Source organism: Psychrobacter fjordensis (genome assembly GCF_904845995.1).
Classification (GTDB): Bacteria; Pseudomonadota; Gammaproteobacteria; order Pseudomonadales; family Moraxellaceae; genus Psychrobacter; species Psychrobacter fjordensis.
This window is the reverse complement of sequence record NZ_CAJGYP010000002.1, coordinates 935,522-952,346: the sequence shown is the minus strand read 5'-3', so window position 1 is coordinate 952,346 and position 16,825 is coordinate 935,522. Positions and strand designations below refer to the sequence as shown.

The 16,825-nt window shown below is 42.8% G+C and carries 19 protein-coding genes; 14 read left to right on the top strand and 5 right to left on the bottom strand.

Features of this window, described 5'->3' with window-relative positions; translation table 11 throughout:
- Window positions 1–67 precede the first annotated feature (67 nt).
- Together JMW61_RS12385 and JMW61_RS12380 are read right to left on the bottom strand one after the other, a co-directional pair.
- Entirely contained in the window at window positions 68–1,117 is a 1,050-nt protein-coding gene (locus JMW61_RS12385) for an alpha/beta fold hydrolase (protein ID WP_201551688.1), read from the bottom strand.
- 27 nt (window positions 1,118–1,144) lie between these two features.
- A complete protein-coding gene (locus JMW61_RS12380) occupies window positions 1,145–1,309 on the bottom strand; it encodes a rubredoxin (RefSeq protein WP_110922890.1) in 165 nt (54 codons plus the stop codon).
- A 405-nt stretch (window positions 1,310–1,714) separates the two neighbouring features.
- On the opposite strand from JMW61_RS12380, the gene JMW61_RS12375 reads away from it, so the two are divergent.
- A complete protein-coding gene (locus JMW61_RS12375) occupies window positions 1,715–2,230 on the top strand; it encodes an adenine phosphoribosyltransferase (protein ID WP_406947846.1) in 516 nt (171 codons plus the stop codon).
- A gap of 82 nt (window positions 2,231–2,312) precedes the next feature.
- Here the strand turns inward: JMW61_RS12375 and JMW61_RS12370 are convergent, their stop codons facing one another.
- Complete coding sequence (locus JMW61_RS12370) at window positions 2,313–2,810, bottom strand: hypothetical protein (protein WP_197100339.1); 498 nt, start codon at window positions 2,808–2,810, stop codon at window positions 2,313–2,315.
- 176 nt (window positions 2,811–2,986) lie between these two features.
- Window positions 2,987–3,928: a transaldolase gene (locus JMW61_RS12365; protein WP_110922887.1), complete on the bottom strand. Its 942-nt coding sequence runs from the start codon at window positions 3,926–3,928 to the stop codon at window positions 2,987–2,989.
- Between the two features lie 506 nt (window positions 3,929–4,434).
- Here JMW61_RS12365 and pheA point away from each other — a divergent pair.
- The 13 genes from pheA to JMW61_RS12300 all read left to right on the top strand — a co-directional run bounded on the left by pheA (window position 4,435) and on the right by JMW61_RS12300 (window position 15,396).
- Window positions 4,435–5,616, top strand: a complete 1,182-nt coding sequence (gene pheA, locus JMW61_RS12360) for a prephenate dehydratase (protein WP_110922886.1) — start codon at window positions 4,435–4,437, stop codon at window positions 5,614–5,616.
- Window positions 5,617–5,765: 149 nt separating this feature from the next.
- Complete coding sequence (gene hisC, locus JMW61_RS12355) at window positions 5,766–6,908, top strand: histidinol-phosphate transaminase (protein ID WP_110922885.1); 1,143 nt, start codon at window positions 5,766–5,768, stop codon at window positions 6,906–6,908.
- Between the two features lie 113 nt (window positions 6,909–7,021).
- Window positions 7,022–9,376: a bifunctional prephenate dehydrogenase/3-phosphoshikimate 1-carboxyvinyltransferase gene (locus tag JMW61_RS12350; RefSeq protein WP_201551686.1), complete on the top strand. Its 2,355-nt coding sequence runs from the start codon at window positions 7,022–7,024 to the stop codon at window positions 9,374–9,376.
- A 210-nt stretch (window positions 9,377–9,586) separates the two neighbouring features.
- Window positions 9,587–10,549, top strand: coding sequence for an EamA family transporter RarD (gene rarD, locus JMW61_RS12345; protein WP_201551684.1), 963 nt, complete (start codon window positions 9,587–9,589; stop codon window positions 10,547–10,549).
- A gap of 52 nt (window positions 10,550–10,601) precedes the next feature.
- A complete protein-coding gene (gene folB, locus JMW61_RS12340) occupies window positions 10,602–11,039 on the top strand; it encodes a dihydroneopterin aldolase (RefSeq protein WP_201551682.1) in 438 nt (145 codons plus the stop codon).
- Window positions 11,032–11,553, top strand: a complete 522-nt coding sequence (locus tag JMW61_RS12335; protein ID WP_201551948.1) for a 2-amino-4-hydroxy-6-hydroxymethyldihydropteridine diphosphokinase — start codon at window positions 11,032–11,034, stop codon at window positions 11,551–11,553. Before folB ends, JMW61_RS12335 begins: the two co-directional genes overlap by 8 nt.
- A 234-nt stretch (window positions 11,554–11,787) precedes the next feature.
- Window positions 11,788–11,976 carry a hypothetical protein gene (locus JMW61_RS12330; RefSeq protein WP_201551680.1) on the top strand — a complete coding sequence of 63 codons (189 nt, stop codon included), beginning with the start codon at window positions 11,788–11,790 and terminating at the stop codon, window positions 11,974–11,976.
- 106 nt (window positions 11,977–12,082) lie between these two features.
- Window positions 12,083–12,727: a hypothetical protein gene (locus JMW61_RS12325; RefSeq protein WP_201551678.1), complete on the top strand. Its 645-nt coding sequence runs from the start codon at window positions 12,083–12,085 to the stop codon at window positions 12,725–12,727.
- 2 nt (window positions 12,728–12,729) lie between these two features.
- Window positions 12,730–12,876: a hypothetical protein gene (locus JMW61_RS12320; protein ID WP_201551676.1), complete on the top strand. Its 147-nt coding sequence runs from the start codon at window positions 12,730–12,732 to the stop codon at window positions 12,874–12,876.
- A gap of 504 nt (window positions 12,877–13,380) precedes the next feature.
- Complete coding sequence (locus JMW61_RS12315; protein WP_201551674.1) at window positions 13,381–13,848, top strand: hypothetical protein; 468 nt, start codon at window positions 13,381–13,383, stop codon at window positions 13,846–13,848.
- 45 nt (window positions 13,849–13,893) lie between these two features.
- Window positions 13,894–14,361, top strand: coding sequence for a hypothetical protein (locus JMW61_RS12310; protein ID WP_201551672.1), 468 nt, complete (start codon window positions 13,894–13,896; stop codon window positions 14,359–14,361).
- 39 nt (window positions 14,362–14,400) lie between these two features.
- Window positions 14,401–14,895, top strand: coding sequence for a hypothetical protein (locus JMW61_RS12305; protein ID WP_201551670.1), 495 nt, complete (start codon window positions 14,401–14,403; stop codon window positions 14,893–14,895).
- A gap of 237 nt (window positions 14,896–15,132) precedes the next feature.
- Window positions 15,133–15,396: a hypothetical protein gene (locus JMW61_RS12300; RefSeq protein ID WP_201551668.1), complete on the top strand. Its 264-nt coding sequence runs from the start codon at window positions 15,133–15,135 to the stop codon at window positions 15,394–15,396.
- Between the two features lie 97 nt (window positions 15,397–15,493).
- Here the strand turns inward: JMW61_RS12300 and JMW61_RS12295 are convergent, their stop codons facing one another.
- Window positions 15,494–16,708, bottom strand: a complete 1,215-nt coding sequence (locus JMW61_RS12295) for an IS256 family transposase (protein ID WP_201551320.1) — start codon at window positions 16,706–16,708, stop codon at window positions 15,494–15,496.
- Window positions 16,709–16,825: the final 117 nt, after the last annotated feature.

Here is a 16,825-nt window from a genome sequence, read left to right as displayed (position 1 = left end):
TATGAGTCGATAATAGGTTTTACACTCTTTTTTATGTGAAGCAGTCAAGCTACTAGCGTTTTAAAAACTACTTTTCTAATAAGTGCGAGCCAATCAAATCAACCATATATGGCTGGTAGTACTCAGGAATGTCATGTGCCATCCCTTCGATCAAGTGGAACTTGGCGTTAGGAATGGTCTTGGCAACCACGCGACCTTGCGAGGCAGGTAGCAGGCCATCTGCGCTACCATGTAGCACGATGGTCGGTGCTTTGACTTGTTTGCTAAATCGGCTGATAGAGCCTGATGCCAAAATAGCGTTGAGCTGCTGCACCGTACCGAGCGGATGAAAATTGCGTTGATAGCGAATTTTGGCAATTTCACGCACCATACGCACATTGACATGTCCAGGTGTGCCGACAGTCTTCATAAACCAGACACTATGACGTACAATATCACGCTCAGAATGGCTTTCAGGACGATTAATGAGTGTATATAGCTGCTTTGGTTTTGGTGGTTTTAAAAAAGCACGGTTGGTCGTGGTAAACATCAATGCCATGCGTTGTACTAGGCTTGGATAACGTGCTGCCACAATTTGGGCAATCATACCGCCCATAGAGGCGCCTAGAATGTGTGTTTTACCCAACTGCAGTGCCTTAATCAAGCGCACGGTATCCTCTGCCATGTCTGTCAAATTATAAGCAACTTGTGTGCTTTTATTAGAAAGCCCAGTTTGCAAACGCATCATCATTTTTAGCTGACTGATACGTGGTAGACCATCAATTTGAACTTTAGAAGACAAGCCAATATCACGATTATCAAAACGAATCACAAAGAAGCCCGCATCAATGAGGCGTTTGATGAAGTTATCTGGCCAAAATATCATCTGTGAGCCAAGCCCCATAATCATCAGCAGTGGTGGATTATTAGGGTTGCCACCAGCCTCGACACAGAGTTCAATACCATCACCGATGTTAATCATTGACTGATACAGGTGTTTGCTCAAGTCAGAATCGCACCATTGATGCGCGCCAAACTTTTGCCACTCAGCAGTAGGGTAGCTCCCTACGCTGTCATCAAGGCTTGCAGATGGCTTGGCACTTACTTTGGCATTATTGATATCATTTGATATAGTCATGAAGTGTCCTAATTAGCGAGTCGTCTACTACAGCTCAATCATCTCAAAATCAAGCTTTCCTACACCGCACTCTGGGCACGTCCAGTCATCAGGGATGTCATCCCATTTGGTACCTGGTGCGATTCCTTCTTCTGGGCAGCCGAGCTCTTCATCATATATCCAGCCACAGACAATACATTCATAACGTTTCATAAATAGTCCTATCGATCATTACTAGTGTTACAGTGCGCTATTGACACTTATATTTGGGATTACAGTCATTATATTAGACTGCGAAAGCGCACGTAGTTTAGCATATAACCGTGATTTTCGTAGTTAAGTTTACACTTGTATATTGAGATTGCTTTGCTTTTATCAAGAGAGAGATTGGTTCTGTCCCAAAACTGATAAGCGACAAGCCTGATAGCCTAGCCTCAATGCTAATATCGATATGCTATAATGACTGCCACTAAACTCACCGTATTAGCCATCATTTATCGTTGATACATTATCATCCAGTTACTATTCAGTTATTGTCTAAGCCATATAAGCTAAGGGTTGTCCATGAGCACTAGTGCCGCTGCTACATCTACAAACACCGAAAACGAGCCGTCTAATATGCTCAATACCGATCATCCATTTTGGCAAGTTATTCGCACAGTACCAAACTTCCCAAAAGTTGGCATTGATTTTTATGATATTACACCGTTACTGCGCAGTCATATCAACGAGGTCATTGATGCATTACTTGCCGCACTGCCAGAAGGGTTGATGGACGAGGTAGATTGTTTTGGGGCTGTAGAAGCACGTGGGTTTGTGTTTGCAAGTTTGCTGGCAGGCCGTTTGGGCAAGGGTATGATTTTGCTACGTAAACCCGGTAAGCTGCCACCACCCGTTGCGAATAAAGCCTATGCTTTAGAGTATGGTAAAGATACGCTGGAAATGCAAAATAATTTGCCACCTGAGCGTGTATTACTGGTTGATGATATCTTGGCGACTGGTGGTACGTTGACTACGGCTTATGAGCTGTGCCGCTCAGCAGAACATACTGTCGTTGGTGCTTTGGTATTGCTAGATTTGGTTGATTTGCATGGTGAATTTCCAGTACCTGTTTATACGGTGTTGAAAGCTTAGCAGTAGTATTTACAGGCTAAAATACGCCCTAGGTATTTAAAATAAAAAAGCGCGCTGATATTATTCAGCGCGCTTTTTTATTTTAAGCGGTTTCTTTGGCTTGCTCGTAGTTTTCACAAGCTTGTTCTACTAGTGTCCGTCCGACTGTATTGGGCGTCGTGGTTTTAAAGTCCTTGGTGGTTAGTATTGGCTTTTCTGATTGCCAAGAGGCCAATACCTTATCCTTAGCCCCGTAGTTCACATAGGCACGTCTGTAGTAACTGGCATCTTTGCAAGAGATTAGTAGTTGCTGGTCGCTATGATGAATGTTGTCTTTTTTTGCTTTGTCTTTCTTGACGTTATCTTTTTTTGCGTTATCTTCTTTCGGCTCATTCGTTTGTGTAGGATAGGTTCGACGAATAGACACAGTGATATTTTCGACGTCTTTTTCGTCTATGATATTGATGTCGGAGCCTTCGATAGATTCCAAGTCTAAGCTAAAAATTGATCCAGTTTGACTCTCTGATACTTTTGACCAGTCCACTGCATGCGCACTGACTGCGAGAGCACCGCTTACTAATAACATTGATAGCCGCTTCATAATCAAGCCTTGCTTCTGGTTGTTGGAAATGGGCCATAATAGCCAACTTGCTATTAGCAGGCAACTTTCTTTTATTGCCTGTTGTTACAGTTTGCAGAGTATTATCGCTATTAGTGGCTGCGCCAGTGACTGCATCAGTGATTGTGAATCTTAACTTCGTGTTTTAACTTCGTGTCTTAACTACGTATAGTCGCTAGCATCTTAGCAAGCTCATCACGCGCATTGATAAAACCATCGATACCTTTTGGTAGTAAGTCTTGTGTGACCGTATCTTTTTGATAGGCCGCACTGAACTCTTCGTGCGTCAAACTCACGCGGGTCATATCTGCCATATCCAATGACATGCTCGATGACAGCTGCTGCACGACTTCAGTGTCCATCGCTGCAAGCTCATCAATGAGATTAGGTGCAATGGTTAATAGGTCACAACCTGCTAGCGCCAGTATCTGCTCTGTAGAGCGGAAGCTTGCTCCCATGACTTGGGTGTAATAGTCATGCTGTTTGTAGTATTGGTAGATACGCTTCACTGACTGTACGCCCATGTCGTCAGAGGCTGGCACGTTTTGGCGATTCTGTTGGCGTTTTTGCCAGTCTAGGATACGACCCACGAACGGTGATATCAATGTCACGCCAGCATCGGCACACGCAATCGCTTGGTGCTGTCCAAACAATAGTGTCAGATTACAGTGGATATTTTGGGTCTCAAGATAGCGAGCAGCTTCAATACCCTGCCAAGTCGCGGCCATCTTAATCAACACACGGTCTGAGTTGATACCTGCCTTTTGATAAGCGTCCATAAACGCTAAGGCTTTATCAATCGTTGCTTGAGTGTCATAAGACAAGCGTGCATCGACTTCGGTAGATACTCGGCCTTCGATGAGTTCTAGAATATCACAGCCAATCTGAATGGTAAGTGCATCAATCACAGCATCTATATCGCCATTATGGCGGCTCATGGTTTCTGATAGCATGCCTTGATTATCAGGATGGATGAGTGCCTTGGTGATTAAGCTTGGGTTGGTGGTTGCATCGATAGGTTTTAGACGCGCAATGGCGGTAAGGTCTCCGGTATCAGCGACAATGGTGGTCATGGTACGAAGCTGTTGTAATGCGTTCATCTAATATCCTCTATTTTTCAATTTATAATGCCATTCATTAATTGGTTGTTTTCTTATTTATAGTGCTATCTGTTGTTGGTTTTAAACTGTAACACAGTTTTGAGCCAATATTGCCCCATAGTTTGACCGTGCATTTCTGTCATATCTTATAACTTTGCTAATATTCGCGGGTTTACACGTATTTACACATGGGCACTGACCATAGTTTTTGTTATAGTAGAGCGGGTCAGTGGTTTGGCCGCTACATTTGATAGCTGACGTGTCGTTGGCCTGTCGTAACAGTGCTAAACAGGTTTAGGCAGTTAACATGTTTTTGATAAATTATTCGATGGAATTTCATTTATCTTAAGCATTATTGCTAGAATGCTTTATCTTAATAGCGACTACCTAAACATTTATGAATTTTGACGATACGCCAAGCATTTAGAACCAATATATTAGTATTTATTAGCAATACCTAACAGTTATAAAACTCAGTAATAATATTAGAAAAAGGATGGGCGGTAATGAGTGAGCAGTCACCAGAGCAAAATATAGACAACCTAAATCAGGGCATTGCAGGCACTAGCGATACCGCGACTGAAAAAGAGTTTTTGAATAATATCCGTCAAAACATCGATGCAGTAGACTGCGAAATTCAGACGTTGATTAATAACCGTGCCAAGCTGGCTCAGCAAGTGGCAGCAGTTAAGAAAAACCACATTGCTAATAGCTCAGCGACCGAAAGTAGCAATCCTATTTTTTATCGTCCTGAGCGCGAAGCTCAAGTGTTAAAAGCTGTCATGGAGCGTAACGCTGGCCCAATCGCTGATGAAAAGATGGCACGTTTATTCCGTGAAATCATGTCAGTTTGCTTGGATTTAGAAGCGCCGCAACGCATTGCGTTCTTGGGGCCTGTCGGCACCTTTACACATGCTGCCGCGCTCAAACATTTTGGCAAGGCTGCTGATACGGTACCGATGACGACCATTACCGATGTGTTCCGTGAAGTGGAAGCGGGCACAGCGATGTATGGTGTGGTACCTGTTGAAAACTCTTCAGAGGGTGTGGTCAACCATACTTTAGATGGCTTCTTATCGTCTACCTTAAAGATTATTGGTGAAGTTGAACTGCCTATTCATCAGAACTTCTTGGTCGCTGAACACACTAAGGTAGAGGCGTTAAGCCGTATCTATTCTCATCAGCAATCATTGGCACAGTGCCGTCATTGGCTCGATGTGAACTTTCCTAATGTTGAGCGTGTTGCTGTATCGAGTAATGGTGAAGCAGCACGTCGTCTGAAAAACGAATGGCACTCAGCTGCGATTGCGGGTGATGTAGCGGCGGCAGAGTATGACCTACATAAGCTCTACTCAAACATCGAAGACAATCCAAGCAATACCACACGTTTCCTTATCATTGGTCATGAAGCGATTGCGCCATCAGGACAAGACAAGACCTCTATAGTCGTCTCTGCCCATGATAAAGCAGGCGCACTTATCGAGATACTCAAGCCATTGTCTTATCATGGCGTGTCTATGACCAGTATCGAAACACGTCCTGAACGTCCTAATAAGTGGGCATACGTGTTCTTTATTGATATGGACGGTCATATTGACAATCCAAATGTCAGCGCGGCCATCAACGATATCCGTCCATTAGTGAAAGATTTACGTGTATTGGGCTCATATCCAAAAGCAGTATTATAGATCTCATAAGCGCTATCGTTATACGCTATTGTCTTTAAGCTACTGTCTTTAAGCTATCGCCTTTAAGTCGTAGCGTATAACAACTGGCCACCACTAAGATTCACAGGCTTAACCCATAATAGATGCGTTCTCACATCTAAGGATAAATCATGCAATCATCTCAGTCGATAGAGTCAAGCTTGTCACCGCTTGTACCTGCCTATGCCAGTATTTTATCATTGGCACCTTATCAGACAGGCAAGCCAGTAGAAGAACTCACGCGTGAATATGGCATCTCAGATGTGGTGAAGCTTGCGAGTAATGAGAATCCAGTAGGGTGCTCGCCGAAGGTCACGCTAGCGATTACTGAGCAACTAGGTCAGTTGGCACGCTATCCTGATGGTAATGGTTACTATCTCAAGCAAGCATTGGCTGATTTTAATGATGTGAATGTCGACCAAATCACCTTGGGTAATGGCTCTGATGATTTGCTTGATATCTTGGCGCGTAGCTTTGTTGGTGCTGGTGATGCCATCGTTTATAGTCAATATGCCTTTGTGGTGTATTCGATGCTAGCGAAGATGCAGGGTGCTATGGATGTTGAAGTACCTGCACAGCGCTTTGGTCATGATCTAAAAGCGATGAGCCAAGCAGTTCAAGACAATCCTAATACTAAGCTCGTGTTCATTGCTAATCCTAATAACCCAACGGGTACTCAGCTTGCGCATAAAGAGTTGCATGCGTTTGTGGCGAGTGTGCCAAGCTCAGTCTTGGTGGTGCTAGATGAAGCCTATATCGAGTACAGCCCTGAAAGTAACAATCGGGCGCTGCTCGACGAGTTTGATAATGTCGTCATCGTACGTACTTTCTCCAAAGCGTATGGGCTGGCTGGCTTGCGCGTGGGTTACGCACTAAGCTCAGTCGCCGTTGCTGATCTACTGAACCGTATTCGTCAGCCATTTAATGTCAGTCGTATCGGTTTGGCAGCCGCAGCCGCCGCACTTGCGGATCAGGACTTTATTGAAAGAACGCGTCTGATGAATGATGAGCAAATGCGTTGGTTGGAAAAGCAGTTTGATGCGCTAGGGTTAGGGTTTATCAAGTCACATGCTAACTTTATTATGGTAAAAATAGAGGTTGAGATGGAAGATATAACTGCTGCTTCTATCCATGAAGCGTTACTAGAGCAGGGTGTTATCATCCGTCCATTAGCTGCTTATGGTCTACATAACTGGCTACGTATCACTGTTGGTTTAGCAGAAGACAATCTACGTTTGATCGATACGTTGCGCTCTATTTTAACTGACGATTAAATAATAAATACTATCCATGTATTTTTTAAAGTAAGTCAAACTATCCTTAAATTTATAACAAGAACGTGAGTTTTTTCGACACTGATATATCTAAACGGACGTTAATTTGTTCAATGAGAAAAGCCGTGAATAGCCAAAAAGACAGTCAACAAAATAATAAAAAATCGCTTACCAATACCCAGATGCCACGATTCAAGCAAGTTTGTGTCATTGGACTTGGACTCATTGGTGCCAGTCTTGCTCAAGCCATCAAAGACAATGGTCTCAGTGAGCGTTTGGTCGCTGTTGATAGGCACGCGCCAAGCATCGAGGAGGCCATTCAACATGGCTTGTTAGACGCAGGTAGCTCAGCATTGAGTGATGTGGTCGCTGGTAGTGATCTGATCGTCATCGCTGTGCCAGTACAAGCTGTACAAGCAGTGCTCGTCGATATCAAAACTGCGATGGATAACGGTCAACTGGCGACTGAGTGCATTATTAGTGATGTTTGTAGTACCAAGGTCAATATCATTGATGCCGCCAAATCGGTGTTTGGTTCGCTACCGACAGGACTAGTGCCAGCGCATCCGATTGCTGGTGCTGAGAATTCAGGATATCAGGCCAGACGCGCCACCTTGTTTGCCAATCATAGTGTCATTATCTGTGAGCTACCGACGACCAGTATCGTCGCGATAGATAAGCTAAGGCGGTTATGGGAAGCAGTGGGTGCTAGCGTGATGGCTATGGATGCTGAGCATCATGACTCAATCTTAGCGCATACCAGTCATTTACCGCATTTACTCGCTTTTAATCTGGTTGAACAGTTAGCCAGTCATGATGATAATTTAGATATGTTTCGCTATGCAGCGGGCGGCTTTCGTGACTTCAGTCGCATCGCTGCCAGTGATCCTAAAATGTGGCACGATATATTTTTTGCCAACGAAAGCGCGATTGTTAGCGCCCTTGATGAGTATGGCGTCTATCTACAGACCATGCGTCAGCTTATCATTGATAAAGATTCAACCGCCCTGATGGGACTTTTAGGCCGAGCGCAAGCCGCACGGCGACATTTTGGCCATATGTTAGCCAGCACCCCTTATACGGATACTTCTGCCATGTCAGCATCTTATAATATTACTCCTAGCAATACCGTTTCAGGCACCATTACCATCCCTGGTGACAAGTCTATCTCTCATCGCAGCATCATGCTTGGCAGCCTTGCAACAGGTGTCACACATGTCACTGGATTTTTGGAAGGGGAAGATGCACTTGCGACCTTGCAAGCATTTCGTGACATGGGTGTGACGATTGAAGGGCCTGATAACGGCAAATTGACCATTCATGGTGTTGGTATGAATGGACTCAAACCAAGTAAGACACCGTTATATATGGGCAACTCAGGCACGAGTATGCGTCTGCTATCGGGTATCTTGGCGGCACAGTCATTTGATAGCGTATTGACAGGTGATACCAGTTTAAACAAACGTCCGATGGAACGTGTGGCTGCACCACTTCGCGCCATGGGTGCTGTGATTCAAAGCACAGGGCATAGTGGTACCGCACCACTTAGCATCACTGGTCGTGATACGGTCGGTAAGCCGCTGCAAGGTGCGGAATATGATATGCCAGTAGCATCTGCACAGGTCAAGTCTTGCTTGCTATTAGCAGGGCTGTGGGCGGAAGGCACAACGACTGTCATTCAACCTGAAGTCAGCCGTGACCATACCGAGCGTATGCTATCCGCCTTTGGTTATCCAGTGACGGTAGAAGGTAATCGTATCAGTGTCACAGGTGGTGGTCAGCTAACGGGTGGCGATATCGCCGTGCCTGCTGATATCTCCTCTGCAGCATTCTTTATGGTCGCTGCTGCGATTAGCCAAGGTAGTGAGTTGACCTTAACGCAAGTAGGTATCAATCCTACGCGTACTGGCATCATCGATATCCTAAAGCTGATGCAAGCCGATATTAGCCTAAGCAATGAAACGCATGTTGGTGGTGAGCCAGTCGCTGATATTACGATTCGTGGTTCAAATTTGCAGGGTATTGAGATACCAGAGCATCTCGTACCACTAGCGATTGATGAGTTCCCAGTATTGTTTATCGCTGCTAGCTGTGCAAAAGGCCGTACGGTATTGACTGGTGCCAAAGAGTTGCGCGTTAAAGAATCTGATCGTATTGCGGTCATGGCTGAAGGGTTGCACACTCTCGGTATTGATTGTACCGTTACAGAAGATGGGCTAATTATTGAGGGTCAAGGCACAGAAAGTGAGAACGGCGAAGTCAATAACAGCCAGCCTGTATTCGGTGGTGGTCACATTATCTCGCACCATGACCACCGTATCGCTATGAGTTTCGCCGTTGCTAGTTTGCGTGCGTCTGAGCAGATCACTATTGAAGGGGTTGAGACTGTTAATACCAGCTTCCCAGGATTTGCAGAATTGGCCAATCATATTGGTATGTCTATTCAAGTTGATAGCACTAATGGCTAGGCTAGTACGCTAATTGATTGAGCTTTACGTAAAATAGTTTTTTGAAACAGCGTTTATCGTTAGCAATGTGTTGATGCCCAAACTGGTATCAACGCATTGCTTTTTTACTTTTTACCTTATCTGTAGTAACCCTGCGTTCTTGCTTTGATACTTCTATTGTTTGTAGAAGCAGGTGAGATCGCGCTTTGCTCTAACACGTTGTATTGTATTATGACCACCCAAAATGTTGTCAAAAAACCCGTAGTCCCTATCAAAACGACGAGAAGCGGTATCATCACCGCGCTTATCGCTTTCTGTATTTGGGGTGCTTTTCCCCTTTATTTTAAACAACTGGCTGCCTACAATGCGACAGAAATTATCGGTCATCGTATTGTTTGGACGTTTGCATGTTTACTCATCGTAGTGGTCGTGACCAAGCGCTGGCAATGGATAGATACCCTGAAGCAAAATCCAAAATGGATCGCATTAACTTTTATATCAGGTATTATCATTGCGACTAACTGGCTCACATACGTATGGGCGGTCAATCATGACCGTATCCTTGAGGCAAGTTTGGGCTACTTTATTGGTCCGCTCGTTGGTGTCGCGCTATCGATGATTTTGTTCAAGGAGCGCCTGCGACGCTTGCAGTGGGTCGCTATCGGATTTGCACTATTGTCTGTGGTCATTCAAGTGGTCATGATCGGTAGTTTACCATGGCTATCGCTTGTGCTAGCCTTCAGTTTCAGTACTTATGGTACGATTCAGCGTCAAACACCGCTAACGCCTGTCGATGCGATGTTTATCGAAACCACGATGCTTGTCCCTATTTTTCTTTGGTGGTTTTGGCAATCGGATGTGGTCAGTAGCCAGTTGAGTTTTTGGTTTACGTCGGATATTTGGCTGTTAATGATTGCGGGGCCTATTACACTGATACCATTATTATTATTTAATAAATCGACAAAGCTGGTCGCGTTTAGTATTTTAAGCTTTATGAATTATCTGACCCCGACCTTTATTTTCTTTTTGGCTGTGTTCTATTATAAAGAGCCATTTGATTTACATCGTTTAGCGGTCTTTGGCTTGATTTGGCTAGGTCTGCTATTATTCAGCATTGACTTATGGCGCCATCGCCCAAGCAAGGCCTTAAAAGCAGCGCGTTTGCGTGAAGAAGCACTGCAGCAAACTAATTAAAAAAACTGAGTTCAAAACTCTAATTAAACACTTAGCAAGCAAGGATGAGAGCATGTTTCATACTGAATCTGATGTGGTATTTGTAAAAGGTTTAAAAGTAGAGGCCGTCATCGGTGTCTACGATTGGGAGCGGGCGATTACGCAACCGCTGCTGATTGATATCGCGCTTGAAACCGATATCAGCGCTGCTGCTGTGTCAGATGATGTCGATGATGCACTGAACTATAAAGCAGTCTGCGATGATGTCAGCGAGTGGTGTAAAGAGATTAAAGCGAAACTACTGGAGCATCTGGCAGGTCAAATCGCTGACAAGCTACTCACGAAATATGCTTGCCATAAAATAACGTTAAGCGTTGCGAAGCCAACTGCTATTGCACAAGCGGATGCGGTTGGGGTGCAAATCACGCGCTATGCATCAGCGTCAATAGACAAGCTAGCTACTAAAGAAGCTGCCAAAGAAGCGGACAATAGCCAATCTGATGATGCATAAAGTGTCAGTTGATTTGAATGTAGAAATGCTAAAAAAGCAGACGCCTGAACAGCTGCAAGCGCAGTCTGTGACGGCGGTGATGTTGGCACTGGGTAGTAATTACCAAGCCGATAAGCACTTGCCACGTGTTCGTAAGGATTTAGCAGCCCTAGGCGAGATACAGTTATCAACGCCGTTTCAAAATCCTGACTTTACAGCGACTATCGAGCTACCAAAACCTGACTATACCAATCAGTGTGTCTATTTACGTTTGGCAAAACCTGTGACATTGCAACAGTTGCAAGCGTTGTTTAAGCAGATGGAAGGTGAGTGCGGTAGAGAACGTTTGGCAGTAGCAAAAACGTCAGTCAAGAAAGTCACCATGGATATTGATATTCTGTTGATAGAAGTAGTTACTGATAAAAATAGCCTAAGCAAAAATTCGTTTTCTGATCACAAGTCCGAATGGCTAATCATGGCCGATCGCTATCCGTTTAAAGCGCATGAACGCGCAGGGGTTGAGGAGTTAGTTTAGAATCATCTCTAATTCACTGGCTTATTATCTGTACCCCCATGGTTAGTAGCCTGCTACATTCTTCTTGCTTGAAAATCCTCGTTTTTTAAAACAATATCAATTTCATCTGTGTAGTAATCGCAAACTAAAAAACTATACACGTATGTAAACAATTGTTAGTATTAGTTACTAATTATCTCTGAAATTCTTCCGTTCATGCAAAAACTCATTAATTTTCTGAAGATAAAACCAATCATGAGTTTAGCAATCATACTCATGATGTTTACTTTGTCTGCCTGTGATAAATCCCCTTCCGAGCATCTTCAATCCTTGAATGAAGACAAATATCCTGTAGCAAATATGCCGTTAGGACATTCAGTCGTCGTTAATCCCAAGTTAACTAATTTTACCGTTGGTAAACGCCAATTGGACACCCGTACCTAAGGGTTGGACGGTGTTAGATCAATTTAACTCATTAGCATCAGATTGCTCTATGCAAGCGGTATAAACAAGAGTAATAAATCACTCTCATTATTAGAGAAGATATGACATGACATTAAAATCCTTCCTCAAACCCCTGCTACTAGCCCTAACACTACTACCACTCTGTGCGTGTAGCTCTTTGTTTAAACCTGACCGTATGACTATTGAATATGATGAAGAGGTCAAGTTGCATGATGGTGAGATGATATGGGTACATATCACACGGCATTACTTTTTGACAGGTGGTGCATTAGGTGACTCTGCTACGCTAAGCTCGAATTATTTACCAAGCGATGTCGAGATTAGCTGGGATACGGGTTTTGAGGGGGTGGGGCGAAAGTCGGTTTATTTTAAAAGGCAGATATTAACTATAGATAAATTTAATAATGAATGGTATGTCTATGGAGCGACCGAAAGAAATACGACAGGATCATACAATCAGTCTTTTATCTGTAATGATATTGGAACACTATATTTTAACGGAAGTACTTGTTTAGTAAAAATTAGTACTTCAGGAGAGTTCTTAAGAGCTGATAAAGATGAAATTTATAAATTAAAAAACCTAAATATTTTATTTTCAGAAAGTGTTGAAGAAACTAAAAAATTAGATAAACAACGAATAACATGGCAGAAAAAGTTGGACATGCAATACGGAAAATCTAAAGAAGACCAAACAATTAATTTAAAGCTTTTTTCTGAACAAGGTAAATAGTTATGAGTAATTTGACCAATGCGCAAAAAGCTACTTATGCTTTGCTTGCCGACAATGTTTATTGGGATGTCAGATATGGCTATGATGAAAAAACAGGCGACTTTAGCAACTCCAACTGGATACCCTTGCCTGAGGATTGGACGGTATAGGGCCAATTTAACTCATTAGCGTCAGATTGTTCTATGCAAGCGGTGTAAACAAGAATAATAAATCACTCTCACTATCAGAGAAAACATCACATGACCATAAAATCCTTCCTTAGATCCGTGCTAATAGCCTTGTGCTTGCTATATTCTTCTTGCTTGAAAATCCTCATATCAAAAATTTAGTATTAATACGGCTAATATAAATATTACTCGCCTATGATCAAAATCCCTCCAAACACGCGCCGCAATTAATCATTAAGCTTGTCTCCTTTCTTTTTCTTATCTTAGATATACTTTCAATAGCTTCCTACTCAATGATTTCAGTTTCACAAGTGCTATCGTTAGCACTGACTGATATTATTGTATCTGCATTATGATCGAAATCTATAGCGTCAAAATATTGACAGTTAAATGATTGAATTTCGAGGGTGTAGGATCGATGTTTTGGGCTAAGTTCTTTATGAATCTTTCATATTTATATTATATTTTTCAGAAAGGTAAGGTTGAATGACTTTTATATTTAGAGAAATTACGGACGACGACTTAGATTTACTTTTCGCTTCACCAGATGTTAAAGAAGCGCTCTATGGTATATTTTTTGACAGACAACATGCCGAAGACAGAGTTGAAAATGGTGGGAGTATGACCGTAGTAAAGCAAACAGGAGAAATGATTTTTAGTTTAGGTGGTTTTTCGGGTCTAGAGGGAGAATCGCCACGTTACGCTTATCTATTTGAGGGACGCATCTGCACTATGATTGAAACAGCAGAGGGTTATGAGCTGTCCATATATTATTGTTCTTCTATATTGCGGGAAAGCCTGCCTCACATCAAAGAAGTGATGACGCAAGCGCTTATTTATGGTGGAGAAACGCTAACGGGAAACAATCTTAAGGGGTTGCCTGAAGAGATAAAACGTATCGCTATGAGTAGAACTTATACATTTATTGAAAGCAAACAACGGCACTTTCGTTAATCCTAACCACTTTTATTTATACCTATAAAACACATGAGATAAACAATGACTTTTATATTTAGAGAAATTACGGACGACGACTTAGATTTACTTTTCGCTTCACCAGATGTTAAAGAAGCGCTACATAGTATGTTTTTTGACAGACAACATGCTGGATGCCTGATTGATTTTAGCTGGAGAGTAGCTGTCATTGAAGCAACAGGCGAGATGATTTTCAATATAGGTAATTATTCGTCTATGAAAGGAGATACGCCACGTCACGCTTATCTGTTTAATAAGGGTATCTGCACTATGATTGAAACAGCAAAAGGTTATGAGCTATCCATATACTATTGTTCTTCTGCGCTGAGAGAAAATCTGCCTCACATCAAAGAAGTAATGACGCAAGCGCTTATTTATGGTGGAGAAGAGCTAACGGGAAACAATCTTAAGGGGTTGCCTGAAGAGATAAAACGTATCGCTATGAGTAGAACTTATACATTTATTGAAAGCAAACAGCTGTACTTCTCTTAATCCTACCCACTTTTAAATTAATTATTAAAAGAGAACACGGTGAGTGATTATATCTATAGAGAAATCACCAAACGAGATATCGCTCAATTATATGCTTCGAGAGATGCTGAGAAATGGCTAATTCCATACTATCAGGGTCCAAAGACCTACAATGATGTTGGAAAGGAAAGCATAGCAGAACCTATAGCGTCTGAAGAGTGGAAGTTGTTTCGTTTTTCAGAAAATTTCGAACGTTATGATACAGCAGCGTGGTTTATGTATTTAGAGAAAGATGGTTCTTTATTAATTATGCAAGATAGATGGCCATTAGAAAATGATAAACACCCTATGTATCCCAATAGAGAGCAAGAGTTCGTTATTCTTTTTTATTCTAAATCGCTTGAAAATACGATTCAAAAGATTTGTGAGTTGGTGGTTGATATTGCCACCCAAGGGGGCGTCTACTTAACAGGAAAACCCGAACCTGATTATTGGGTTGATCCAATTGTTACTTACAGAATGGCAGAGCCTAATGATACAGGAAGAGATTTATAATGAACATTAACGAGATGAGTAAATATATATCGGGACATTACAGAAGAAGATTTAGACGAACTCTACGCCTCACCAGAGGCTGAAAAGTGGTTAATACAACATTATGATAATAGACGAGGTGCGACTCTAGTAGAACCTAGTGTAGCGAAAACATGGAAGATATTTCGCTATATGGAGAATTACGAAAGAGGAAATGAAATATCAGATTGGTATGTTTACTTGGATAAAGACGGTTCTATGTTAATTATGCAAGAGAGATTCCCTATGTCGCCACCTTATGAAATATATTCAATAGATGATAACCGTGAGCAACAGTTTGTGGTGCTGTATTGCTCAGAAGTCCTTGAAAGTGATATTCAGGAGATTTGTGAACAAGTCGTTGATGTCGCAACGTCATCAGGTGGGAAATACTTAACAGGTGAGTTCGAGTCAGACTTTTGGGAAGACCCTATTATTTCATACAAGATGGCAGCACCTAACGACTACGGGAGATACTACTAATGAATATTAATGAGATGTCAGAGCAGCAGTTAATTGATTATATTAACAATGCTGATAAGCAGTTCAGAGACCATCCTAGATTCTGTGTAACTGCCATTTAGATTAAATGCTTACTAATACGGTCATCAAACATAATCATAAAGCGATTCAAAGCAGACGTCCAGTTACGAATGGGCATCGACCACTTCTTGGATGCCTGCTGGGTTGCTAAATACACCACTTTGAATGCTGCCTGATCAGATGGGAACACCTTACGCTTATTCACCGCTGTCCGAATCACGCTGTTTAGCGACTCTATCGCATTGGTGGTATAAATCACTTTTCTGATGTCTTTAGGATACTCGAAGAACACCGTTAAGCCCTCCCAGTTATTACGCCAAGACTTGATGATATGCGGATACTCCTTGCCCCAAGTCTCATCAAAGTGCTCAAGATTGGCCTCTGCCATCTCAAGCGTATCAGCGCCGTAGATGGCCTTTAAATCAGCTGCTACGGCCTTCTTATCCGTCCACGGTACGAACTTCATTGAGTAACGCACCATGTGTACGATACACAGCTGAACCTTGGCTTTGGGATAAACCGTGTTGATGGCATCGGGGAAGCCCTTTAAGCCGTCGACACAGGCAATGAGGATATCTTGTACCCCGCGGTTTTGTAGTTCAGTGAGAACGCCTAGCCAGAACTTGGCGCCCTCATTTTCTGATAACCACATACCAAGCAGCTCTTTTTTACCATCAAGCCCCACGCCTAGCGCCAGATAGATAGCCTTGTTGATGATCTGCTTGTCTTGACGTACTTTAACGACAATGCAGTCCAAATAGACGATAGGATAAACACTGCTCAGCGGCCGGTTCTGCCAAGCGGTGATGTCCTCTAAGATGTTGTCAGTGACTCTTGAAACTAAGCTGCTTGAGATGTCGACGTCATAGAGCTCTTTGATGGTTTCGACAATCTCGGTGGTGGTTTGACCCTTGGCGTAAAGGAATATGATCTTGTCATCGAGACCTGAGATACGGGTTTGATGCTTACTAACGAGTACAGGCTCAAAGCTGCCACCGCGGTCTCTTGGGGTGGAGATCTCAAGATCGCCTGTGTCACTGCGGACGGTCTTTTTAGTGTGCCCGTTACGCTTATTAGGTTTATCCGCCTTTTCATGCTTGGGATAGCCGAGATGGTCTTCCATCTCAGCTTCAAGGGCAGTATCAATAAAGGATTGCATGAGCTGCTTTTGAAAGTCTTTGATGTCATCAAAGCTGTTCATGCTACCAGCCATTTGCTCGGCCAGTTTTTTAAGGTCAGATTGAGTAGTCATTGCTTATTCTCCGGTTAATGGATTATAAGCAGTTACACAGTTTTTAGGAAAGGCTCGCAGTTCACGATTCAAGAGCTAAAAGACATTGTTCAGCAAGCATCTAAGGCGCCACTGATG

What these genes read in the sequence shown, in the direction of transcription:
- JMW61_RS12295 (WP_201551320.1), bottom strand. Translation starts at nt 16,708, where the DNA reads ATGACTACTCAATCTGACCTTAAAAAACTGGCCGAGCAAATGGCTGGT.
- folB (WP_201551682.1), top strand. Translation starts at nt 10,602, where the DNA reads ATGTTTCATACTGAATCTGATGTGGTATTTGTAAAAGGTTTAAAAGTA.
- JMW61_RS12320 (WP_201551676.1), top strand. Translation starts at nt 12,730, where the DNA reads ATGAGTAATTTGACCAATGCGCAAAAAGCTACTTATGCTTTGCTTGCC.
- JMW61_RS12370 (WP_197100339.1), bottom strand. Translation starts at nt 2,810, where the DNA reads ATGAAGCGGCTATCAATGTTATTAGTAAGCGGTGCTCTCGCAGTCAGT.
- JMW61_RS12310 (WP_201551672.1), top strand. Translation starts at nt 13,894, where the DNA reads ATGACTTTTATATTTAGAGAAATTACGGACGACGACTTAGATTTACTT.
- JMW61_RS12365 (WP_110922887.1), bottom strand. Translation starts at nt 3,928, where the DNA reads ATGAACGCATTACAACAGCTTCGTACCATGACCACCATTGTCGCTGAT.
- JMW61_RS12325 (WP_201551678.1), top strand. Translation starts at nt 12,083, where the DNA reads ATGACATTAAAATCCTTCCTCAAACCCCTGCTACTAGCCCTAACACTA.
- JMW61_RS12315 (WP_201551674.1), top strand. Translation starts at nt 13,381, where the DNA reads ATGACTTTTATATTTAGAGAAATTACGGACGACGACTTAGATTTACTT.
- rarD (WP_201551684.1), top strand. Translation starts at nt 9,587, where the DNA reads ATGACCACCCAAAATGTTGTCAAAAAACCCGTAGTCCCTATCAAAACG.
- JMW61_RS12385 (WP_201551688.1), bottom strand. Translation starts at nt 1,117, where the DNA reads ATGACTATATCAAATGATATCAATAATGCCAAAGTAAGTGCCAAGCCA.
- JMW61_RS12375 (WP_406947846.1), top strand. Translation starts at nt 1,715, where the DNA reads ATGCTCAATACCGATCATCCATTTTGGCAAGTTATTCGCACAGTACCA.
- JMW61_RS12350 (WP_201551686.1), top strand. Translation starts at nt 7,022, where the DNA reads ATGAGAAAAGCCGTGAATAGCCAAAAAGACAGTCAACAAAATAATAAA.
- pheA (WP_110922886.1), top strand. Translation starts at nt 4,435, where the DNA reads ATGAGTGAGCAGTCACCAGAGCAAAATATAGACAACCTAAATCAGGGC.
- JMW61_RS12300 (WP_201551668.1), top strand. Translation starts at nt 15,133, where the DNA reads ATGTTAATTATGCAAGAGAGATTCCCTATGTCGCCACCTTATGAAATA.
- hisC (WP_110922885.1), top strand. Translation starts at nt 5,766, where the DNA reads ATGCAATCATCTCAGTCGATAGAGTCAAGCTTGTCACCGCTTGTACCT.
- JMW61_RS12380 (WP_110922890.1), bottom strand. Translation starts at nt 1,309, where the DNA reads ATGAAACGTTATGAATGTATTGTCTGTGGCTGGATATATGATGAAGAG.
- JMW61_RS12335 (WP_201551948.1), top strand. Translation starts at nt 11,032, where the DNA reads ATGCATAAAGTGTCAGTTGATTTGAATGTAGAAATGCTAAAAAAGCAG.
- JMW61_RS12330 (WP_201551680.1), top strand. Translation starts at nt 11,788, where the DNA reads ATGAGTTTAGCAATCATACTCATGATGTTTACTTTGTCTGCCTGTGAT.